General features: G+C 40.5%; 14 protein-coding genes and 1 pseudogene. All 15 read left to right on the forward strand.

Annotated elements, in window-relative coordinates; all coding sequences use genetic code 11:
• The first annotated feature begins 5 nt into the window (after positions 1-5).
• Positions 6-1,253 carry an ATP-binding cassette domain-containing protein gene (locus HCN54_RS04555; protein WP_167596729.1) on the forward strand — a complete coding sequence of 416 codons (1,248 nt, stop codon included), beginning with the start codon at positions 6-8 and terminating at the stop codon, positions 1,251-1,253.
• Positions 1,254-1,366: 113 nt separating this feature from the next.
• Entirely contained in the window at positions 1,367-4,975 is a 3,609-nt protein-coding gene (locus HCN54_RS04560) for a PAS domain S-box protein (RefSeq protein WP_167596730.1), read from the forward strand.
• 22 nt (positions 4,976-4,997) lie between these two features.
• A complete protein-coding gene (locus HCN54_RS04565) occupies positions 4,998-5,714 on the forward strand; it encodes an Hpt domain-containing protein (protein WP_167596731.1) in 717 nt (238 codons plus the stop codon).
• 32 nt (positions 5,715-5,746) lie between these two features.
• Complete coding sequence (locus tag HCN54_RS04570) at positions 5,747-6,115, forward strand: response regulator (RefSeq protein ID WP_167596732.1); 369 nt, start codon at positions 5,747-5,749, stop codon at positions 6,113-6,115.
• Between the two features lie 70 nt (positions 6,116-6,185).
• A complete protein-coding gene (locus HCN54_RS04575) occupies positions 6,186-6,587 on the forward strand; it encodes an HYC_CC_PP family protein (RefSeq protein ID WP_167596733.1) in 402 nt (133 codons plus the stop codon).
• A 213-nt stretch (positions 6,588-6,800) separates the two neighbouring features.
• Positions 6,801-10,536: pseudogene (locus tag HCN54_RS04580) on the forward strand (efflux RND transporter permease subunit).
• Entirely contained in the window at positions 10,533-11,759 is a 1,227-nt protein-coding gene (locus HCN54_RS04585; RefSeq protein WP_167596734.1) for a TolC family protein, read from the forward strand. The pseudogene HCN54_RS04580 and the gene HCN54_RS04585 overlap by 4 nt, the downstream one beginning before the upstream one ends.
• 4 nt (positions 11,760-11,763) lie before the next feature.
• Positions 11,764-12,369 carry a DUF3347 domain-containing protein gene (locus HCN54_RS04590; protein ID WP_167596735.1) on the forward strand — a complete coding sequence of 202 codons (606 nt, stop codon included), beginning with the start codon at positions 11,764-11,766 and terminating at the stop codon, positions 12,367-12,369.
• A gap of 9 nt (positions 12,370-12,378) precedes the next feature.
• On the forward strand, positions 12,379-13,599 hold the full coding sequence (locus tag HCN54_RS04595) for a permease (protein WP_167596736.1): 1,221 nt from the start codon (positions 12,379-12,381) through the stop codon (positions 13,597-13,599).
• Between the two features lie 39 nt (positions 13,600-13,638).
• The gene (locus HCN54_RS04600; RefSeq protein WP_167596737.1) at positions 13,639-14,370 is read left to right on the forward strand and encodes a heavy metal translocating P-type ATPase; all 732 of its coding nucleotides are present in this window, start codon (positions 13,639-13,641) and stop codon (positions 14,368-14,370) included.
• A 10-nt stretch (positions 14,371-14,380) separates the two neighbouring features.
• Positions 14,381-16,081, forward strand: coding sequence for an efflux RND transporter periplasmic adaptor subunit (locus HCN54_RS04605; protein WP_167596738.1), 1,701 nt, complete (start codon positions 14,381-14,383; stop codon positions 16,079-16,081).
• A gap of 243 nt (positions 16,082-16,324) precedes the next feature.
• Entirely contained in the window at positions 16,325-17,401 is a 1,077-nt protein-coding gene (locus tag HCN54_RS04610) for a 3-oxoacyl-ACP synthase III family protein (protein ID WP_167596739.1), read from the forward strand.
• 231 nt (positions 17,402-17,632) lie between these two features.
• Positions 17,633-21,259: a chemotaxis protein CheB gene (locus tag HCN54_RS04615; protein ID WP_167596740.1), complete on the forward strand. Its 3,627-nt coding sequence runs from the start codon at positions 17,633-17,635 to the stop codon at positions 21,257-21,259.
• A gap of 2 nt (positions 21,260-21,261) precedes the next feature.
• Positions 21,262-23,472, forward strand: coding sequence for an ATP-binding protein (locus HCN54_RS04620; RefSeq protein ID WP_167596741.1), 2,211 nt, complete (start codon positions 21,262-21,264; stop codon positions 23,470-23,472).
• A 10-nt stretch (positions 23,473-23,482) separates the two neighbouring features.
• Positions 23,483-23,893, forward strand: coding sequence for a response regulator (locus HCN54_RS04625; protein WP_167596742.1), 411 nt, complete (start codon positions 23,483-23,485; stop codon positions 23,891-23,893).
• Position 23,894 lies beyond the last annotated feature (1 nt).

Raw genomic sequence — 23,894 nt, forward strand, 5'->3', positions numbered from 1 at the left:
TTGCGATGACCCATACTAATAAACAAACTCATTATGCGATAGCTACTTCTAATGCTCCCTTGAGCAAACAACAACTTAACGAATTAAAAGATCAAGCGTGGCTGAAAGAAGAAGCAGGGGCGTTTGGTTTGGTGTTTTCTAATCATACACTCGACGCGTATTTAGACGAAGAATACCGTCACGGTAATTCCGTACTGACTAAAGATGGAGACCTTCTAAAAACAAAATCCAGCGGAGAACGTAAACGCTTGTTGCTAGCGTACCAACTTGCGCAGAATCCCGACTTTCTAATATTAGACAATCCTTTTGATGCTCTTGATATACAACGCGTGGCATCATTAAAAAAAGAATTACAAGAATTAGCTAAAAGCACCGTATTGATTCAGCTTTTTCGCAGAAGCGATGAGGTGCTTCCGTGTTGCACGGTAGGCTTAACGTATCAAGAGGGCCAATTTGTAAAGGTAGATTTAGTTACAGAACAGCATACTTCGGTTTCCATAAATCACGAACATAAATTGCCAGAGCCTTTAGAGGCTTTTGAGAATGTGCCAGACGAACTTATTTCATTTAAAAATGTTTCCGTTTCTTTTGATGAAAAACCGGTGTTGAAGGATATCACGTGGACGGTAAATCGCGGGACCTCATGGCATTTAAAAGGTCCTAACGGAGCCGGTAAAACTACCTTGCTATCTATGGTAACCGGCGACAGTACCAAAGGTTATGGTAAAGAATTATACCTTTTTGGAAAGAAAAAAGGAAGCGGAGAGACGGTTTGGGAAATCAAACAGAAAATAGGCTATTTCACTTCAGCAATGACGGAGCGTTTTGACGGAATGCACGATGTGCAAAGTATGATCATTTCGGGATTGTATGATAGCGTTGGTTTATATCAAAAACCCACAACTTTAGAACAAGCGCGTGCTGAAGAATGGTTGGCACTTCTTGGGCTAAAACAGTTGAGCGGAGCCCGTTTCAGAACGTTAAACGAAGTTCAAAAACGACTGATTTTAATCGCCAGGGCGATGATAAAACATCCGCCGTTATTGATCTTAGATGAACCCACTGCCGCACTAAACGACACCGGAGCGGCTTTGATCGTTTCCTTAATCAATAAAATTGCAGCTTCCGGTAGTACCAGCGTGCTTTATGTTTCCCATAAAGAGGAAGTTGGTTTAGAACTATTCAATGAGTTGTTACTTGTACAAGATGATTGTGATTTTGCCGGATATACTGCAAAAATTAGAAGTTCATAAAATTATATAAGTAATTTTAAAAATCTGCATTTTGGTGTGCTTAATTCCCGTATTTTTAATGCAGGACGAATGCGCGTAATTTTTGTGCATTAGATCTTCCCAACTCAGTTCAAATGATTACAAATACCGCGTTAGCGCAGAAGTTTCATAAATTATGTTCAGAAAGTTATGAACTTTCCGAATGGCTACACAGTCAACCTAGCCTAGGAATTTTTTATTCAGAACTTCATACTCAAGCTGACTACTTTGTGAGCCCTTCCTTTTGGGCGGCAATGGGTTACACCTCTTCAACAGTCCACGCTCCGATAGATTTATGGGAGTATGTAATACCTCAGGAAAGTTTGCAACTGCTCACTACAATTAGGCAAACAAGCGTTGATCAAGCTAATCATGATTTTTATTTTAGAAATAGTAAAGGAGCGAAGCAGCGAATAACCGGACAACATTTGCGGCATACCGATTCTAATGGTCAGAGGCATCTCCTTATTCGCTTTTTTAATGAAGAGGAGGGCAGAAAAGCTCCAAAGCTAGATTGCGATAAGATCCGTGAGTTACAAAAATTTAATGAGATCTATGAAGAAACTAATAGATTGGCTCTGGTAGGTGGTTGGGAGGTCGATATAGCTTCAAAAACCGTAAAGTGGACTAATGTTACTAAAGCGATACATGATGTGCCAACAGATTATTTTCCTCAATTGGAAACTGCTATAGCCTTCTATAAAGAAGGGTGGAGTAGAGATCGTATTATGGAGGCCTTTGATAAATGTGTGGAGCAAGGCATTTCTAATGATGGAGAGTATATAATAATTACGGCCACAGGTCAGGAAAAATGGGTTCGTGCTTTTATGAAAGCTGAATTCAAAAACGATACTTGTGTGCGGGTATATGGTGCGTTTCAGGATATTACACAGCAAAAGCAACAGGAGCAATCTATCATCACTACAGAACAGCGTTTTCAAAAGGTTTTTGAAAATTCTGCATTGGGAATTATATTAATTGATGGATCCAATACGATACAGCAAACCAATGCAGTTGCTAAAGAAATTTTTGGTTTAACCAAACTCACTGCCGAAGAGGTTAAATCGTATACCATCAAAAATGTAATAAAAAAAGAATATTTAGCTAAAGCTTTATTAGAGCGCGATCGATTACTCGCAGGAGAAATAGATAGTTACAATTTTGAGGCTGAATTCTGGCATACATCAGGCCGAAGTTTATGGTGTAATATTACCTGCTCTTTAGTAAAAGAAATAAATTCTGAAAATCGCTTAATCATAACTCAGGTAGAGGATATTACTAAAAAGAAAAAACTAGAACGCAATGCCTTAGAACATGCCTATCGCTTTAAACGTATTTTTGAATACTCTCCTAACGGAATGGCTCTTGTAGATCTTGAGGGAAATTGGAAGAATATCAATAAAAATTTGGCTGAAATTATCGGCTACACCAAGGAAGAGTTTTTACAATTAACTTTTGCCGATTTCACACATCCTGAAGATCTGTTTAAGGATCAGGAGCTTCTTAAAAAACTGGTAGCTAAAGATATTTCTACCTATCAAGTAGATAAACGCTATATACATAAAAATGGGAGCATAGTTGAGTGTGTGCTAACCGTATCTGCGCTTTATGATCGTGAAGGAAACATTTATTCTATTATAGGACAAGTTGTTGATCTAACCGAATCTAAGGCTGATAAAAGAGCTTTAGAAGAAAGTTTACTAGATCATCAAGCTTTACTAGAAGCGACATCTCAGATCATCATTGTGGAAACCGACCGGAACCATCGTATTAAAAGGTTTAATAAAGGAGCTGAAAACCTTTTGGGATACAAAGCAGATGAAGTCATTGGTAAGTTGTACCCTGAAGTTTTTTATGTAAAGGAAGAAGTGGAAGCCTATGCTAAGCAACTGGAAGAAGAGTATGGGGAAAAGGTAGCTATAGAAGATGTGTTCACATTTAAATTAGGTAAAGGTAAAATTGAATCTAACGAGTGGAATTACATCAAAAAGAACGGCGACAAACTTCCTGTGCAACTTATTGTTACCCCTATAAAAAATGAAAAAGGAGAACCTAAGGGTTATCTGAAGATCTCTACAGATATTTCGGCTTTAAAAGCAATGGAAACCTCCTTGCTGCAAGCTAAAGAGCGAGCAGAGCAGGCTAATCAATTTAAGTCAGAATTTTTAGCAAATATGAGTCACGAAATCCGTACTCCTTTAAACGGAGTAATAGGGTTTACTGATATTTTAATGCAGTCTAAGCTTGATCAAAATCAGACCAAATATGTAGAGACCATATATTCTTCTGCCGTTTCGTTGCTCGATTTACTTAATGATATTCTCGATTTTTCAAAGATTGAATCCGGTAAACTTAACTTGAGTGAAGAGCGCGTAAACATTGCAGACCTCTGTGCTCGTTCTGTGGAAATGATCAGGCATCAGGCGCATCAGAAAAACCTTGAAGTGCTGCTCAATATTTCAACTAAAATTGAAGAATATATCCTCGCCGATGGGTTGCGGTTACGTCAGATACTCATCAACTTGTTGAGCAATGCAGTGAAGTTTACGCACAAAGGTGAAATAGAATTAAAAGTTCAAGCGCAGGATATCCCTGATGATCCAAATACTAAACGTTTTACTTTTTCTTTGCGCGACACCGGTATTGGTATTGCGCCTCAGAACGTAAAAGAGATTTTTGATGCCTTTAATCAAGGGGATGCTTCTACAACCCGCAAGTACGGGGGAACAGGATTAGGACTTACCATCAGTAATAGACTGCTTGAGTTGATGCACAGTAAGCTTGAAGTTTCTAGTGAATTGGGAAGTGGTACCACATTCTCCTTTAGAGTTAATTTTGCCATTGAGGCTAAAACAGAACGTGCTACTTTATATTCTCAAGAATTGAAGAGAGTTTTGGTGGTAGATGATAACCAAAATAATCGAGTGATTATCGCTGAATTACTCGCCAGCCGAAAGATAAAAACGATTCAGGCGGCAAACGGAATTGATGCGTTAGAAATTTTGCAAAAGGACACTGATTTTGACTTGGCGCTCATTGATTATGCTATGCCGTACCTAAATGGTCTTGATTTAATTGAGCATATTAGAACAGATCTAAAGGTAACCCAAGAGCGCTTGCCTATCGTGTTGCTGCACAGCTCAGAAGAGGATCAAACCATAAATGATCGCTGTAAAAAACTTGGTGTTCATAATAAATTAGTGAAGCCTGTTTTGCGCAAAGTTCTTTTTGAAACTATGGATAGCCTAGGTTTTAGTAACGATCAGTTTGCTCAAAAAGTCGACTTTGACGCTATTGAAGATTTACAAGACAAACTTACAATAATGGTAGCCGAAGATAATCCTGTAAATAAGTTCTTGACCCGTACGATCTTAAATAAAATAGCTGCACAAGCAAATTTAATCGAAGTAGAAAATGGCGAGCAGGCTGTAGCAGCCTTTAAAAAGAATCACATTGATATCATATTGATGGATATTCAAATGCCGGTTTTAAGTGGTTATGAAGCTACGCAACAAATCAGAGCATTGGAACCGAAAGAAGAGCGCGTACCTATTATAGCGTTAACCGCTCGTGCTCTAAAAGGGGAGCGGGAGCGTTGCTTGTCGTATGGTATGGACGATTATATTTCAAAACCATTAATTCTGGAAGATATTAAAGCGGTGATCAATGCGTTTTTAGAACGAAAAAAGATAACTTTAAAATAATCCTTGCAATACCGTTTTTAAATTGACTGCTGCTCAAAAACATATAATTCTTGTTGATGCTGATCTGGAAGCTCAGGTACGATTTAAATCTAATTTTTCTAGTAAAGAAGTAGAGATCATTGCCTTTACTTCAGGAATGGGAGCCATTCAATACATCAAGCAAACCGGTGCGCCAGATCTTTTGGTGCTTGAAGAGGCAGCTAAACCTTTAGGAGCCGTGCAAACGTTAAACTATCTCAAGGATCAAATAGCATTTACAGCTCCGGTAGTGGTAATTGCAGAAAACTTAGAGGAAGATGCAATAGCGGTACAAGCGCAAAAAGTGATTACAAAACCATTTAAATGTGAAGATATCGCTTTCATTAAAGAGCTTTTAATGCTTAAAGAGTTGGCAGGCGCCGAAGAAGAAAAATACTATAAACTCGATTATCTTAAGGAGCTCGCGGAAGGTGATACCGATTTTATTAAAGAAAGTCTCAAGATTTTTATACAAACCGTTCCGCCACAAATTGAAGAACTGACGCAAAATCATGCATCAGAAAATTTTAAGCAAGTTGGTCAAGTGGCGCATGCTGTAAAGCCTTCTTTTGAAATGCTTCAGAATTATAAAGCCGCAAAAATTTGTGATGATCTCGCACATCACGCCCAGCCGGACGAAATTGAACATCTTGTTCATCAACTTCTGCAAGAACATCAACATATTATAACGAGTCTAAAAGCAGATTTTTCTGATTTATAGGAATACTTCTAAAGCCTTAACAATAAACTCCAATGAAAAAAAATATCCTAGTAGTTGAAGATAATAAGCAGGTTGCTGAAGCCATTGTACATAGTTTGGAAAAAGCAGGATACACCGCTAGAGTATGTTCTGATGGAACCGCAGCCATCGAGAATTTAAAGAGCAGCATCTTCCACTTAGTGATTATCGACTTATTATTACCCTTCACTTCAGGAATGAACGTCATTAAATGGTCAAAAACCGAATTTCCAACCTTACCCATTATCGTATTGTCTTCAATTTTAGATGAAAATATAGTAACGCGAACATATTTAATGGGTGCTTTTGATTATATCACCAAGCCATACCACCCTTCACGACTATTACAAAGCGTGGCCAAAGGACTAAACCAAGCTGAATAAAATTTCTACTTCAGTAAACGTTTATTTAATACCTTTGCAATTCAAGATGAAGCAGGTAGCAAAACAAATAATGGCAATAGTTCTGGCATTCGTGGTCGTTTGTACCACAATGTCGTTTTCTATAAATATGCATTATTGTGGCGAAACTTTAGTCGATTACACGGTGATCAACAAAGCCAGTTCTTGCGGAATGGATCAGATGGCTAGTTCGCTGAGTAACACTGACTGTGAGCAACAAGTCACTCAAAAGTCGTGCTGTCAAGACAAAACGTTTTCTGCGGCCGGCCAGAATGAATTGAAGCCTAGTTTTAGTTCGTTTTCTTTAGAGCAACAGCTTTTTGTAACCACCTTCTGTTACGCTTATGCGGCGCTCTTAGCTCCGCAAACCACTGCTTCAACAGACTTCTTGGCGTATACTCCTCCTCAGCTCGTTAGGAATATTCAGACCTTAGACGAGGTTTATTTAATTTGATAGGTATTGTTTAGACATTCTTCGTCTAAATTTTAAGGTTTTCGCATTCGCGAAAAAACTGCTGTACTTCAGTTATTAACAGATACATTTTAATGGCGTGACCTTAGAAAGCTATGTACTTAAGGCTATAGCGGTAATTTAAAATGTATTTGTTGCGAGTGTCTCACAGGTTTGCCTGGGAATCTTTTACGTTCACACAATACCCTCATTTTTATGCTCAACAAAAGCATCAAATTTTTTATCGAAAATAAGCTAGTGGCTTTTTTACTCTTAGCCCTCTTTTTGGGTTGGGGGATCGCCACGGCACCCTTCAATTGGGATGGTATTTCAGAAATTGCCGGGATTCCGAGAGCTCCCGTTGCGGTAGATGCAATTCCCGATCTTGGGGAAAATCAGCAAATTGTTTTTACCAAATGGCAAGGGCGGTCGCCGCAGGATATTGAAGATCAAATTACATATCCGTTAACTTCTGCGCTTTTAGGAATTCCCGGAGTAAAAACCATCCGAAGCTCTTCAATGTTTGGTTTTTCGAGCATCTATCTCATTTTTGAAGAAGACGTCGAATTTTACTGGAGCCGAAGCCGCATTCTTGAAAAGCTCAATTCACTTCCTGCAAATCTTCTGCCGGAAGGGGTTAATCCGTCTTTGGGACCTGATGCTACCGGTTTAGGACAAATCTTTTGGTACACCCTTGAAGGGCGCGATGCAGACGGAAACGTCACCGGCGGTTGGGATTTACAAGAACTGCGCAGCATTCAGGATTATTATGTGAAATACAGTCTGGCTTCGGCTGGTGGTGTTGCTGAGGTGGCTTCAATAGGAGGGTATGTACAGGAATATCAGATTGACGTAAACCCAGAACTGTTAAAACAATACAATATAAGTCTTGATGCACTAGTCAAGGCGGTGAAGTCGAGTAATGAAGAAATTGGTGCTCAAACCCTAGAGATCAATAAGGCTGAGTATCTGGTGCGGGGGTTGGGTTATATCAAGTCTCTTGAAAATATCGAAAATGCCGTAGTGACCTCAAAAGCTTATACGTCGATCCGTGTAAAAGATGTGGCTCGCGTTCATATGGGGCCGGCACCACGCCGCGGAATTTTAGATAAAGAAGGTGCTGAGGTGGTAGGCGGAGTAGTAGTAGCGCGCTACGGTGCTAATCCTATGGAGGTCATCACCAATGTAAAGGCACAGATCAAGGAACTTAGCGCGGGCTTACCATCAAAAACTTTAGCTGATGGCAGAACCTCTCAGCTTACCATTGTACCGTTTTACGATCGTACCCAGTTAATAGAAGAGACTTTGGGCACACTTGATGAAGCCCTCACTATGGAAATCCTGATTACCATTCTTGTGATCGTCGTAATGCTTTTTAACCTAAGGGCTTCCCTGTTAATTTCCGGATTACTCCCCGTGGCGGTCTTTGGTTTTTATCGCTATGAAGCTTTTTGAGGTTGATGCAAATATTGTTGCGCTCTCCGGGATCGCTATTGCAATCGGGACGATGGTAGATGTAGGGGTAATTCTTACCGAAAATATGATTCGGCATCTAGAAGATGCTGATAAAAATGACTCAAAACTGTCATACAACACCCTGATCTATAATGCCACGGCAGAAGTTTCGGGCGCTATTGTTACCGCTGTGCTCACTACCATTATAAGTTTTATTCCGGTATTTACATTGATGGGTGCAGAGGGTAAATTGTTCTGCCCCTTGGCGTTTACTAAAACAGCAGCACTAACCGCGTCACTCATCATCGCACTTTTCTTGATTCCGCCTTTTGCGGCTTTAATTTTTAGAAAACGAAAATTTAAATCAACGACACAAAACGTAGTTTATGCACTTCTCATTCTTATAGGAAGCATCGCAGTGTTTTACGGTGTTTGGCTGGGACTTGTATTGATCGCTTTTGGAATGCTGTACTTTTTACGCAAAACGAAAGAACTTCCGTTTCAAAACCTTAAACATGCTGAGATCACAATTACCGTTTTAGCGATTGTCTTTTTGTTGGCAACCTATTGGAGACCTTTAGGTTTCAACCGAAGCATTTTTATAAACCTCGTGTTCGTAACCCTGATTTGTACATCATTTTTTGTCCTGTTCTGGGTTTTACGACGGTTTTATGACCGTATTTTAAGATGGGCTTTAGCAAACCGACTCTTGTTTCTTGCCCTGCCGGCGACCCTACTGATCAGTGGCGCGTGGATCTATTCAAAAATGGGTAAGGAGTTTATGCCGGCACTCAACGAAGGAACTTTCTTGCTGATGCCTACTTCGCTTCCTCACGCAGGCGTGGAAGAAAATAAACGGGTGTTGCAACAACTCGATATGGCTGTGGCGAGTATTCCCGAAATAGAAACGGTTGTCGGAAAAGCCGGCAGAGCTGAGTCTGCACTTGATCCCGCGCCTTTGTCAATGTATGAAAATATTATTCAGTACAAACCAGAATATATGTTGAACGCAGCCGGAAGTAAGCAACGGTACAAGGTGGATGAGCAAGGTTATTTTTTGCTACAAGATGGTAGCAAAGCTTATAATCCCAATATGCAGACCGAAGCGGTTGCAGATGAAATTAGTATGAAATTTCCGGTGTCGGCTGAAGATTTAATAGAAGATGAAGCGGGTGCGTACTATCGCAACTGGCGTCCAGAGATTCAATCTCCTGACGCAATCTGGAGGGAGATTGCGCGCGTAACGCAACTTCCCGGAGTGACTTCGGCACCAAAACTTCAACCTATAGAAACCCGTTTAGTAATGCTGCAAATAGGGATGCGTGCACCTATGGGAATTAAGATCAAAGGGCAGAATTTACAGCAGATTGAAGCGTTTGGCTTTCAGCTTGAAAAACATTTAAAACAAGTTGAAGGCGTAAAAGCCGAAGCGGTTTTTGCCGATCGAATCGTAGGAAAACCCTATTTGCTTATAGATATTAAACGAGACCGGCTTGCGCGTTATGGTATTGCGATTGCTGACGTGCAGCAAGTGCTTGAAGTTGCCGTGGGCGGAATGCCTATCACTCAAACTGTAGAAGGTCGCGAGCGGTATTCGGTGCGGGTGCGTTATCCTAGAGCGCTACGGGAACATCCTGAGGATCTAAAGAATATTTATGTTCCGGTGGCGACGAGAAATCCGGCACCTCTCAGTGAACTGGTGGAAATACGCTACGAGCAGGGACCGCAAGTAATTAAAAGTGAAGATACCTTTTTAGTGGGGTATGTTTTGTTTGATAAGCTAGATGGTTATGCTGAGGTTGATGTGGTAGAACAGGCACAAGCAGTGCTTCAGTCTAAGATAGAATCCGGGGAATTGGTGGTTCCGCAGGGCATCAACTATCAATTTACAGGAACGTATGAGAATCAGTTGCGTGCAGAGAAGACCTTGACCATTGTGGTGCCCATGGCATTGCTCATCATTTTCTTAATTCTTTACTTTCAGTTTAAATCGGTGAGCACTTCATTTATGGTCTTTACAGGGATCGCGGTGGCATTTGCCGGCGGCTTTATAATGCTTTGGCTGTATGGTCAAGCGTGGTTCTTGAATTTTGAGTTTTTTGGAGCGAATCTAAGAGATTTGTTCAATATGAAAACCATAAACCTAAGCGTTGCGGTTTGGGTAGGTTTTATCGCGCTCTTTGGGATCGCTACTGATGATGGCGTCGTGATGGCCACCTACTTAACGCAGACTTTTAGTAAAACGAATCCTTCTGATCGGGAGGAAATTCGGCAAGCGACGCTACGTGCAGCTAACAAGCGTATCAGGCCGTGTTTGATGACCACGGTGACCACAATTTTAGCGTTGTTTCCGGTACTCACGTCAACCGGAAGAGGTAGTGACATTATGATTCCAATGGCGATCCCCATATTTGGCGGGATGATCATTGATGTTACCTCGTACTTTATCGTACCGGTGTTGTATAGTTGGAAAAAAGAAATAGCCTTGAACTCATGAAAAATAAAATAATCATAGCAAGCATAATCTTACTGGGCACAACAGTTGTTGCGCCTGCTCAGGATTTAAGTGCATATATCGCACAAGCAGAAGCTCAAAACCCCGCGCTTCAAGCCTATGCATTACGATATGACTTGGCCCAAGAACAGGTAAATGAAGTGAATAGCTTACCGGATACTGAATTTGGTGTAGGATATTTTGTTGAAACTCCTGAAACCCGAGTAGGAGCTCAGCGCGCGCGCTTTTCGGTTAAGCAAATGTTACCGTGGTTTGGTACCATCGCTAAGCGGCAGGAATATCAAAATGCTTTAGCAGACAATGAATATCTGGAATATGTGATCGCAAAGCGAAAGCTTAGCCTTGAGGTGGCACAAAGTTACTATCAACTTTATGGCATCCATGCAGAAGAACAAGTAGTGCAGCAAAATCTGGACTTGCTAGACCGTTTTAAAGAACTTGCACTAAATGCGGTTGAGGTGGCTGAAGCTTCGGTGGTAGATGTACTCAAGCTAGAAATGCGCCAAAACGAACTCAACGCACAACTCGCCATTTTAGACGAACGTAAACGCGCTGCAGCTGTTCAGTTTAAAAACATCTTAAACGTGGCTCAGGAGACTCCGATACAACTAGTGGATAGTTTGACGATTCCGCAATTGGAAACTAGCGATTCAATCGATGCGCTTGAAACCAATCCGGAGCTGTTGAAATATGATGCGCGGTATAAAAGTATCTCCCAAGCCGAATTACTCAACCAGCAAGAGTCGGCTCCTAAATGGGGTGTGGGACTTGATTACATTCCGGTCAGCGAACGAACAGATCTATTTCCTGCAGATAACGGCAAAGATATAGTGATGCCAATGGTATCGGTTTCGGTGCCCATTTTCAATTCAAAGTATAAGTCGGTTACCCGTCAAAATGAGCTTCTGCAACAACGCATAACCGCGGAAAAAGAGCAACGCTTGAAGTATTTAGAAAATCTTTTAGCAGAAGCTAAACAGTATAGAAATGCTGCGCGCATTAACTTTAATGCACAACAACAGAACATTGCTCAAGCCCAAGATGCTGAAGCTATTTTACTCAAAAGTTATGAGACCGGTACGATTGACTTTGATGATGTGCTTGATATTCAAGAATTGCAATTGAGCTTTCAACGTAAACAAATACAGGCTGTTCAAGATTTTTATGAGCAGACTGCTTTAATCAATTATTTAACCAATAACTAAAACCATGAAAAAGACCTTAAATTTTATAAGTATCGCCGTAGTGGCCTTAAGCTTAGTTTCTTGCGGAAATGATAAAAAATCAAGCTCAGAGACAGATGTCAAATTAGAAGCCCACGAAGAACAACCTATGCAAAAGGAAGAGGTTGATGAAATGGGTGAAAAAAATAAAGCTTCGGAAAAAGCACCGGAGAACAAAGTGGACAATGCGCCGCTTGCCTTTGCAGATAACAATGCCAATGCCGTTTGGGAAGCCTATGCCAAAGTTCAGCAGGCTTTAGTCGCTAGTGATTCAGAAAAAGCAAAACAAGAAGCAGCCCAACTTGCAATGATTTTTGACGAAAGAAATGCAAAACTCAAGACTTTAGCTGAAGGAATAGCCACCACTGATGAATTGCCGGCACAGCGCAAGGCGTTTGCAGCATTCGCTACGGGAGCAAAAGCCTATTTTAAAAGTACCATAAAGGCAGGAACACTGTACGTGCAGCATTGCCCGATGGCTTTTGATGGAAAAGGAGCCGACTGGCTAGCTAAAGATACCGCAGTGACCAATCCGTATTTTGGAGCTAAAATGCTCAATTGCGGTTCGGTAACGGCAACCATAACCCAATAAACTAGCGTTATGACAGATTTTTTAAAACAATGGGGTGAAGCGGCGTATACCACTGCGGGATTCTTCTGGATGGCGCTGTGGGCATTTGCGCTGGGCTACATCATAAGCAGTATGATTCAGATTTTTGTCACCGAAAAGCGTATGCAAAAAACAATGGGCGGCAATGAGACTAAAGGCGTCTTGCTAGGAACCTTTTTTGGGTTTATCAGCAGTTCGTGCAGTTTTGCAGCGCTTGCTTCGACCAAATCGCTGTTTAAAAAAGGAGCGAGTTTTGTAGCCAGTATTGCCTTCTTACTGGCTTCGACCAATTTGGTCATCGAACTTGGGATCATTATTTCCATTTTTTTGGGTTGGCAATTTGTGGTAGGTGAGTATGTAGGTGGCGTGTTACTCATTTTACTCAGTTGGATTTTGATTAGGCTGATCAATCCTAAAAAGTTGATTGAGAATGCCCGAAAGAATTTAGGAGAAAAAGAAGACGACACAGATACAGATTCCAAATCTTGGAAGCAGAAAATAAAATCTGAAGAAAGTTGGGCAAAAGTGGCCAAACAGTACGGGATGGAATGGAAAATGGTCTGGAAAGACGTGACCGTAGGCTTCACCATCGCGGGTATCGTAGCTGCATTTGTACCCGATGCGTGGTTTCAGACACTATTTATAGGTTCGGGAGACGGGAATACTGACTTTAGTTTTCTTGAGATTTCAGAACATATAATAGTAGGGCCGGTCGCTGCATTCATCACTTTTATAGGATCTATGGGTAACATTCCGCTTGCGGCTTTGCTCTTTGGTAAAGGCGTGAGTTTTGCCGGTGTGATGGCGTTTATTTTCAGTGATCTGGTGGTGTTTCCTATTTTGAGAATCAACGCTAAGTATTATGGCTGGAAGATGTCTCTATTCATCCTGTTTTTACTGTTCACTTCCTTAGTGGGCGCTTCGCTGCTGTTGCATTACGGTTTTGAAGCTTTTCAACTACTTCCTGATCCCAGTCAGGTAAAAGTTCAAGACACCTCTTATTTTAAACTGAATTACACCTTTTTCTTAAATCTGGCTTTTCTGGCAGGTTCGGGTTACCTCCTCTACCTAGGGTTTTTTAAACATAAAGATATGATGCATATGAAAGAAATGGCGCCCAAAAGCAAGACCTTAGAGCGCACCTTAAAATATGCAGCTTTAGGTTGTTATGTGTGGCTAACCGCAGGTTTATTGATCAAGTTTTTTAACTAAAGCCAATGACATATATAATCAAATTTTAATATTCATATAATGACACATACTTATAAAATTACAGGAATGACGTGTGAAGGTTGCAGATCTGGCGTTGAGGCTAAATTGAATGCCGTGCCTGATGTAGCTCACGCCAAAGTCGATCTAAATGCCGGTGAAGCTCAGATCACGATGCACAAGCATATTGCTACGGAAACCCTTCAGCAAGCCTTGCCTTCAAAATATAAGATCTCAGAAACGGAGAATCTTACGCAGCCAAAATCAAATGTGTTTGAAACTTTAACTGCTGAAACATCACAGAGCAAAATTCAGCAACTTAAACCTTTGTTTTTAATTTTTGCATTCTTGATCGCTGCAGCGATTTTATTGCATAAAGACACTTGGGACTGGCAGGCGATGATGCTCGATTTTATGGGGCTGTTTTACATCGTATTCAGCTTTTTTAAATTGTTAGACCTTAAAGGTTTCCCGGCGAGCTTTAGCATGTATGATCCTTTGGCTAAGGCGATCCCGGCCTACGGTTGGGTGTATCCGTTTATCGAATTGGCACTAGGCTTATGCTTTTTAATGCGGTTTCAGATTACCGTTGCACTTATATTGACCTTAGTCATTTTAGGCATTACCACCATTGGTGTTACACGCACGTTGCTGGACAAAAAAGCGATCACCTGCGCTTGTTTAGGTACTGCTTTAAAACTGCCTATGACCGAAGCTACTTTTATCGAAAATGCGCTGATGATCGTAATGGCTCTGGTGATGCTGTTTATTTAAAACCTACTTTATGAAAAAGATTGTAGCATTCAGTTTAACGACATTGGTTCTTGGTTTGGCGCTTGGGTATTTTCTTTTTAATACTTCGGAAGAAGCGAAAGAAGTACCTACGCACGAGCATAGTGAGGATACTGCGCTTTGGACCTGTTCTATGCATCCTCAAATCTTGCGAAATGAACCCGGAGATTGTCCCATTTGTGGAATGGATTTGATCCCGACACAACAAGAAAGCGCTGGTTTAGCAGTCAATCAATTCAGAATGACTGAGCGTGCGATCGCTCTGGCGGATATTCAGACGACCGTTGTGGGCAATTCAGGAGAAATAACCTCTGAATTGAAATTATCAGGAACCATAGCCATAAATGATGATCAAGTGGCCACGCAGCCAGCACATTTTGACGGTAGAGTAGAGCGTTTGATGGTAACTTCTGTGGGGCAACAAGTGCGTAGAGGCCAGCAAGTGGCGACTATCTATTCGCCGGAACTGGTCGCTGCTCAGCAAGAATTGGTAACCGCGGCAAAACTTAAAGATAAACAGCCAAAACTCTATGAGGCGGTGCGCAACAAGTTTAAAAACTGGATGATCTCTGATGCACTTTTAGATGAAATTGAAACTACCGGAAATACGGTGACGCGTTTTCCAATCTATGCGCACGTTGCGGGAGTCGTGCGTGAATTGATGGCTAGCGAAGGTGCGCATATTATGGACGGCAATCCTATATTTAAAGTAGCCAATCTGAATACGGTTTGGGCAGAATTTGACGCGTATGAGCATCAGATCAATCAGCTTAAAATTGGTCAGGATTTGGAGATCACTACAAATGCTTATCCAGATCAGCGATTTAAGGCCAAGATCTCCTACATAGATCCTGTGCTCAATAGTGCGACCCGAACGGTGACGGTACGGGCTACCTTGACGAATCCCCAAGAAGTATTAAAACCCGGAATGTTTATTGAAACTAAACTAATGGGAAGCGCTTCTGAAGCGAGTGCGATCACAGTACCGGCATCCGCGGTGTTGTGGACGGGTGATCGCTCACTGGTATATGTGAAACCTAAAAGTGACCAATCGGTTTTTGAAATGCGAGAAGTTACTTTAGGAACCAAATCTGGGGATTATTATGAAGTTCTAAACGGATTGTCGCCCGGCACCGAAATTGTTACCAATGGCACGTTTACCGTTGACGCTGCTGCTCAGCTTAGCGGCAAAAAATCAATGATGCATCAAGGTACCGGTTCTGAATTACAAGAAACAGCACCCAACTTTCAGTTATCCGAAGCATTTCAGAAAAACTTAAACGCGGTGTTGCCATCCTATTTTGCACTGAAGGATGCTTTTGTAGCATCAGATGAGCAAGAGGTGCAAAAAGCATCAGAGACCTTCAGAGAGGACATCGAAGCCTTAAAAGTAGACGGTTCGTCAACCGAAGTTCAGAGCCTCCTGGCTACTGTTTTTGAACAAGCAGCGAAAATTTCAAATAGTTCCGCTTTAGCAGAGCAACGCGAATACTTTATCAGTTTGAATGTGCATCTTACTCCATTGGTACAGAACAGTACAGCGATAAAGCCTTACCTGTTTGTGCAGCGCTGCCCAATGGCCAACAATAGTCAAGGAGCCATTTGGTTAAGCAATTCTGATGAAATTAAAAATCCGTATTACGGCGAAGCGATGCTCACCTGCGGAAGCACCATGGATACTTTGGGAGATTAAGAACTAAGTTATTTCTTTTACAATTATTGAAGTTTTTAGCATTTAATTCCTTCTGAACGTATTTCTTAACTTTTTGAATTTGAAACAATTACGTGATCAGTGTTTGGTTTGGATTTTGTAATAATTTGTAGAGAAGCTTAGGTAAAACGAAATAAGATTGTATTTTAACCGCTTTAGCAAAAAAACAACGTTTTAGAAAATCAAAAATATACAGTTTAGACTGCCCCAACTGCACACAGTACTATGACCACATACAGCGTAATTACCGGAACCGGAATTTATTTACCAAAGAAAAAAGTAAGCAACGATGACTTCTTAGATTTTGCTTTTTACGAATCTAACGGAACGCCCATTGCAAAAGATAATCGGTATGTGGTAGATAAATTTAAAGAGATCACCACGATTGAAGAGCGCCGTTATGTAGCCGATGATTTGGTCGCTTCTGATATTGCTTATTTTGCTGCAAAAGATGCGATTAAAGATGCGCAACTTGATCCGGAGACGCTGGATTATATTATTGTTGCTCATAATTTTGGAGACGTTAAACACGGTTCAAACCGAAGCGACATGGTGCCCGCTCTGGCTGCTAGAGTCAAGCATAAATTAAAAATCAAGAATCCGGAGTGTGTCGCTTATGACGTGCCCTTTGGTTGTCCCGGCTGGTTACAAGGGATGATTCAAGCCGATTATTATATTAAATCAGGCGACGCTAAAAAAATTCTGGTCATTGGTACCGAAACCTTGTCTCGAGTTATTGATTTACACGATAGAGACAGTATGATCTATGCTGATGGGGCAGGAGCGACTATTTTAGAAAGCAGAGAAGCTGACCAGCGCACCGGAATTTTAGCACATAAAACCCGTTCAGACACGTATCGTTATGCCGAAATGCTTACGATGGGATGTTCTTACAATATTACCGAAGAAAATAAGCAGGATCTTTATTTAAAAATGAACGGAAGACGTTTATATCAATATGCCTTGGAAACGGTACCACTTTCCATAAAAGCTTGTTTAGATAAAGCCGAAGTGCCGATCGAAAAGGTAAAGAAAGTGCTGATACATCAAGCAAACGGCAAAATGGACGATGCGATCATAGACCGACTGTATAAACTTTACGGATATGAAGAAGCGCCAGAAGGTATTATGCCGATGATCATTTCGTGGTTAGGGAATTCTTCTGTAGCCACCGTACCTACTTTACTCGACTTAATCTTAAAAAATAAAGTGGAAGGCCACAGCATAGAAGCCGGGGACCTAGTAGTTTTTGCTTCGGTAGGAGCGGGAATGAATATTAATGCTGCGGTTTACCAATTTTAGAATGTTTTTGTTTGGCGGTGTAAGTGCTTGATTGTTATAATTTTGCGCACGTTATTGAATTTTTAGATTTAATTAATATTATTATTGATAATACTTTTCATAATTAAATCTTAAACATTAACATTTAATTGCAAATTTTAGGTTAAAAACCTTACTTTTGAGAGACTAGGCTCACTGTTATTATTATAAGCAATAATGCTTTTGTGAGTGCTTAACCTCTAAAAAGATTTTGTGACTACAAATACAAAAACTAACAAAGCAACTCACGTAATCGTAGGAATAGGAGCAAGTGCAGGTGGCCTGCAAGCGCTCAATGACTTTTTTGATAATGTTCCTACAGCATCACTATACAGTTATATTGTGGTGCAACACCTTTCTCCAGATCATAAAAGCTTGATGGCAGAGCTTTTAGGGAAGAATACTAAAATTCCTATTGAGGTTATTGAAGATGAAGGAGAGATCAAAGCCAATTGTATTTATCTGATTCCGCCTACTAATAATTTGGTGATTAAAGATGGTAAATTCAGACTTTTAGAAAAACCTAAAGATAAATCGCTAAACCTGCCTATAGACCTCTTTTTTGAGTCGCTCGCTAATCATTCTAAAGAACATTGCGCCGGGATCATTTTAAGCGGAACCGGAAGCGACGGTTCACGCGGAATTAGAGCCATTAAAGAGAAAGGTGGTGTGGTTATGGTACAACAACCTGAGCAGGCCAAATTTGATGGAATGCCGCGTAACGCCATAAAAACAGGTCTTGCAGATTTTATCGTTCCGGTGGAACGTATAAGTGACGAACTTTCCAATTATTTTGAAGCCCAAAGCAGTATTGACTTTGACGCTGAACTTTACCAATACGATGAGCGTCTTTTAAAAGAGATTTTAAAAGTGCTTAAAACCAATACCGCACTCGATTTTAGTCTTTACAAACGCCCAACCCTGCTGCGCCGCATTGGTAGACGGGTACGTGTGCTAAAGCTCGATTCACTTGAAGGTTATTTTGAATATTTGAAGACCAACAAGGAAGAGGTTCAAACGCTGTACAAAGAATTTTTAATAGGGGTGACCAAGTTTTTTAGAGATTATAAAGTTTGGGAGCTACTGGCAGAAGATATTATTCCTGAAATGGTCGCTTCTAAAGATGATGGCGATGTGATTAAGGTTTGGGATGTGGGGTGCAGCACAGGAGAAGAGCCGTTTTCTTTGGGGATTTTGTTTTTAGAGGAAATCGAAAAACAAGATAAAGATGTTTCGCTTAAGATCTTTGCAACTGATATTTCTCAAGATCATTTAGATATTGCCAGTCGCGGAAGCTATTCAGAAAATGTATTGAGCGATCTTTCTAAGGAGCGCCTCAAAAAATATTTTAGAAAGCACGGAGACGATTTTGTGGTAAAAGATAATTTAAGGAAATGCATTATTTTTTCTAATCACGATATCACTAACGATCCGCCATTTAAAAATATGGATGTGGTGATGTGTCGTAATCTTTTGATCTATCTTCAAAACGATGTGCAAACTAAAGTCATTCATCTGCTGCATTATGCGTTGAAGCAAGACGGTATTTTGACGTTAGGCTCCAGCGAATCTTTGGGCGTGCATAAAGATAATTTTGAGGAAATCAATAGAAAGTGGAATATCTACAGAAATATAGAAAGTTCTGAGCGTTTAAAAACCGAAATATTGAATTCTACGGCAGAACGTCAAACGTTTAAACGTCACGAAAACGGAATGAAAAACGGAAACGTGCAAAATTACAGCAACACGCAACGCCTGAAAGAAGAGATCAGTAAGGCGATCATTCAGCAGTATGGGGCTGCAAGTGTGTATATTGATGAGAACTTTCAGATTTTGGAAGCTATGGGCGCTTTTAAAAAATATGCGCAATTACCCGAAGAAGGTTTTACAACAAACCTTATTGATATGCTTCCGGAAGAACTCGCCGGACCCATTAAAAACACCGTGAATAAAGCTCGCAGAAAGCGCTCACAAATCTTGTATAAAGACGTGGAGGTGTATGGCGATAATGAAGAATTACAAACCCGTCTTGATGTCTTAGTTAAGCCTATTAAAAATGGAGTCGCAGAAGGCGATTTTCATTTTATCATTACGCTCATTGAGCAAGACCGTGAGCACAACAAAGCGATAATCGTTGAGCGCGCTGATATTCACAAATCGTCTCAAGAACGCATAAGAGATCTTGAGGAAGAGCTAAAAGAGACACAATACGAGCTGAGTAATGCGCTTGAAGAAGCAGAAACCAGCAACGAAGAATTACAGGCGTCAAACGAAGAACTTCTGGCGTCTAATGAAGAGCTACAAAGCACCAATGAAGAATTGCAAAGTGTAAACGAAGAGTTGCACACCGTAAATGCTGAGCATATTGAAAAGATGGAAGATCTGGCGATGCTTAATGCGGATATGGATAATCTTCTTGATAGTACCCGTATTGGTACAGTTTTCTTAGATAAGAATTTAATTATCAGGAAATTCACTCCGGCAATCCGGGAGCATTTCCATTTGGTAAAACAAGATATTGGGCGATCGATTGAGAATTTTGTGGCGAATTTTGGGATTCGAAAACGCAAAACTATTGTTGATAATTCTAAAACTGTAATGGAAACCGGTCAGGTTTTTGAAAAGCGTATCAAGAGTAAATCCGGGCGTTATTTTCTACAGCGTATTTCGCCATTTCATACCGGCCAGGATAAAATTGATGGGGTGGTCATCACCTTTATTGATATTCACAAGGTCGAACAATCACAGGAGCGTTTGCGTAAAAGTGAAGAGAAATTCAAAGCTTTTTATGAGGATGATCCGGTGATGCACGTTACGATCAATTCGCATACTGGTCTGATCACTGAGTGCAATAAGCTTTTCGTAGAGACTTTGGGCTTCAAAGAGAAAAATGAAGTTATTGGCAAATCTATCTTTGAGTTTTATCCGAAGCGTACGAAGGTAAAAGCAATTGCTTTGTTAGACGAACTCGAAAAATCGGGTAGTATCGCTAATGAAGAATTAACGCTGGAATGTGTTGATGGAGATAAAGTAGATGTATTGTTTAATGCAGAGTTGATGACCACAACTTCTGCGAAAGATACCACCCAATGGCGTTGCACGCTGATGGAGATCACAGATCTTAAAAATGCCCAGCAAGAGTTACAAAAGCAAAAAGAAGACCTGGAACGCATCAATACAGATCTAGAACAATTTGTTTCGATTTGTTCGCATGACCTTCAAGAACCACTTTCGACTATTAGATTCAGTAGTGATTTTCTTTCGAAGAAATTCAGTAGTGAATTGAGTGAAAAAGGAAAAGAATATCTAGGTTATATTCACGAAGCTTCCGGGCGTATGGCAGAGCAGATTAAAGCGCTGCTCGAACACAGCCGTATTGGAGAAGACCTTAAGAAAACAAAAGTAGATGTAGCCGAATTGCTTGAGGTTGTAAAATACGATCTCAACCGAAGCATTAGGGAGGCGAACGCAACCGTAACTGTGGGTAAAATGCCACAAATGATGGCCTACGAGACTGAATTGCGTTTATTATTTCAGAATTTGATCAGTAATGCTTTAAAATACCGAAAGAAAGACACCAACCCAAGTATTCGAATCTCAACGTTCTCTGATGATGAGTATCAGACCTTTGCTATTGCAGATAATGGAATAGGAATTAAAGAAGACGATCTTGAGGCCATTTTTAAGATTTTTGGTCGTGTTCCTACCGAAGAAAAATACGACGGTACCGGTGTAGGTTTAGCGCATTGTAAAAAGATCGTAAAACTGCATGAAGGTAAAATCTGGGTAGATTCAGAGTTTGGTCAAGGAAGTACGTTCTATTTCAAAATTAAAAAATAACTATGGCTCACGGTCCGACGTCACTATATCCCAAAGAAGTTACTTTAACCAATTGCGACAGAGAACCCATTCACATTTTAGGTAAAATTCAAAATCACGGGTATCTTATTGCCTGTGATGCCTCCTCACATATCGTAAATTACTGTAGCGATAATATTGCTCCGATTCTTGATAAGAGCCCCGAAGCGCTTTTAGGTCAACCTTTAAAAGCGGTTTTTGATGAGGTGCAAACGCAGCAGCTTTTAGAGACTAAAGTCGCTGAGAAAGCAACGCCTATACATACGACAATAGATGGTCAACAATATGCGATGTTAGCTCACCTTAATGAAGGCAATCTCGTCATAGAATTTGAGCCTCTGGAAGTTGATACCAATGCATTTGAATATCAAAATCAATTGGCAGAGATCGTAAGCAAACTTAATGGAGCGGGCGAGGAGCAACGTATGTGCGATGTCACTGCAGATTTGATCAAAGAATTTTTTGGGTACGACCGGGTGATGATCTATCGGTTTGATGAGAATTGGGACGGAATCGTGGTTTCAGAAGCCCGGGAATCGCATTTAGAAAGCTGGTTAGGTTTACGATATCCGGCGTCAGATATTCCGCAGCAAGCGCGTAAATTATTTCTAAAACAAGGGGTACGCATCATTGCAGATGTAAAGAGTACGCCGGTAAGCATACAAGCTTTAGGTGGAAATGAGCAAGAAAACCCTATTGATTTATCGTTGAGTGAAACCAGAGCCTCGTCACCAATTCATATTGAATATTTAGAAAATATGAACGTTGGGGCTTCGCTAACTGCAGCTATAATCTCAAAAGGAACGTTATGGGGCTTGATCGCTTGTCATCATTATTCACCTAAATTCGTTGACTTTTATAAGCGCCAATCTTGTAAATTTCTTACACAAATTTTTTCAAGTCAGCTGGTGCTACTTTCGTCAAATATCCTTTTACAAAAGGTAAATGAAGCCTCAAAAACGCGTAGTCTTTTGATGGAAAAGATCACCAAAAACTGGAATGTTCATAAAGGCCTGACCAAAGGATCACATACGATGCTTGATCTTACTCAGGCTCACGGTGCGGCTGTTTTTTTAGACGGAAAGCTCAAAAAAGTAGGCATCACTCCAGATAAAGAACAGATACTAGCACTGATAAATCGACTAAAACCTCTTGAGCAGGATGAGATAATCACAACACAGTTAACAAAAGACCTTCCAGAATTACAGGATTTAAAAGCGAAAGCTTCCGGGGTGATGTGTTTGTTTTTGTCTAATCTTAAAAAGGATGCGATCCTTTGGTTCAAATCAGAAAAAATAGAGACCGTCAATTGGGCCGGGAACCCTGATAAACTAAGTACGCTAGATAGCAACGAACGCTTAACACCGCGAAAATCATTCGAAGCCTGGTCAATACAAGAAGAAGACAAATCTGCTCCTTGGGAAGATTATGAGATCGTTGCTGCACGAGCGCTAAAGCAGGATATTTCTCAAATAATTCTTGAGAAATATGATGAGATCAAGGGCTTACACAATCTGCTCCAGATCGCTTATGAAGACCTGGAAACCTTCAGTTATAGTGTAGCGCATGATTTGAGAGCGCCCTTACGCGGGATTGATGGTTTTGCACACATTATCAAGGAAGACTATTTTGACCAACTTGATGAATTTGGTAAGAGTTCCATTGATACGATCATAGGTTCGGCGACTAAGATGAATCAGTTAATTGATGATATTTTAGCGTTCTCGATGGTGTCGCAATCAGAGATGAATAAAGATAAATTCTCGATGAACAAGCTAGTTGACGACGTGCTTGGTATTTTGCCTATTTCGCAAGATTATCCTTCGGTTTCGATTACTGTGGCGCCGCAAATGCCTCAAGCCTATGGAGATCGTAAAATGATCGCTCAAGTGCTTCAGAATTTATTGACTAACGCCCTAAAATACACGAGAGCGGTTGAGCAGCCGCAAATAACCATTTGTTTTAAAGAGCATCAGAATAAAGGATTTTATTTTGTACAGGATAATGGGATTGGGTTTGATCAAAGCCACGAGAAGCGTATTTTTAGACTCTTTAACCGGTTGGTAGGAGACGAGTATGAAGGCTCAGGAATTGGTCTCACTATTGCCAAGCGTATTATAAAAAAACATAAGGGTGCTATAGAGGTGATTAGCAAGCCGGGTAAAGGAAGTACATTTTTATTTAATTTAGGTTAAAATTTAATCCGTGGCAGAAGATTATATTTTATCGATAGAAGACAATAACACTGATATTGCTTTGATGAACAGGATATTTCAAAAGAATATTCCGCATTACGGCATCAAACACATTTCAGATGGGCAGGAAGCGGTGGCTTTTTTGGAGTCTGAAGCATTTAGATTACAGCAGCCAAAATTAGTGCTGCTGGATATCAAAGTACCTCGTTTAAACGGATTGCAGATTTTAAAAAAATTTAGAAAGATCGAGGCGTATTTAGGGATTCCGGTGGTAATGATGAGTTCGTCAGACCGAAAGGATGAAATAACAAAAGCGTATAAATTAGGTGCGAATAGTTTTATTGAAAAACCGCGCACCTATCCCGAATTGTCAAAGGCTTTACCGGCTTTGATTAACTATTGGATTGTTTACAATAAATAAT

Origin of the sequence: Leeuwenhoekiella sp. ZYFB001, from assembly GCF_011784865.1 — a bacterium.
Classification (GTDB): Bacteria; Bacteroidota; Bacteroidia; order Flavobacteriales; family Flavobacteriaceae; genus Leeuwenhoekiella; species Leeuwenhoekiella palythoae.

What these genes read in the sequence shown, in the direction of transcription:
- HCN54_RS04555 (WP_167596729.1), top strand. Translation starts at nt 6, where the DNA reads ATGACCCATACTAATAAACAAACTCATTATGCGATAGCTACTTCTAAT.
- HCN54_RS04560 (WP_167596730.1), top strand. Translation starts at nt 1,367, where the DNA reads ATGATTACAAATACCGCGTTAGCGCAGAAGTTTCATAAATTATGTTCA.
- HCN54_RS04570 (WP_167596732.1), top strand. Translation starts at nt 5,747, where the DNA reads ATGAAAAAAAATATCCTAGTAGTTGAAGATAATAAGCAGGTTGCTGAA.
- HCN54_RS04575 (WP_167596733.1), top strand. Translation starts at nt 6,186, where the DNA reads ATGGCAATAGTTCTGGCATTCGTGGTCGTTTGTACCACAATGTCGTTT.
- HCN54_RS04585 (WP_167596734.1), top strand. Translation starts at nt 10,533, where the DNA reads ATGAAAAATAAAATAATCATAGCAAGCATAATCTTACTGGGCACAACA.
- HCN54_RS04590 (WP_167596735.1), top strand. Translation starts at nt 11,764, where the DNA reads ATGAAAAAGACCTTAAATTTTATAAGTATCGCCGTAGTGGCCTTAAGC.
- HCN54_RS04595 (WP_167596736.1), top strand. Translation starts at nt 12,379, where the DNA reads ATGACAGATTTTTTAAAACAATGGGGTGAAGCGGCGTATACCACTGCG.
- HCN54_RS04600 (WP_167596737.1), top strand. Translation starts at nt 13,639, where the DNA reads ATGACACATACTTATAAAATTACAGGAATGACGTGTGAAGGTTGCAGA.
- HCN54_RS04605 (WP_167596738.1), top strand. Translation starts at nt 14,381, where the DNA reads ATGAAAAAGATTGTAGCATTCAGTTTAACGACATTGGTTCTTGGTTTG.
- HCN54_RS04610 (WP_167596739.1), top strand. Translation starts at nt 16,325, where the DNA reads ATGACCACATACAGCGTAATTACCGGAACCGGAATTTATTTACCAAAG.
- HCN54_RS04620 (WP_167596741.1), top strand. Translation starts at nt 21,262, where the DNA reads ATGGCTCACGGTCCGACGTCACTATATCCCAAAGAAGTTACTTTAACC.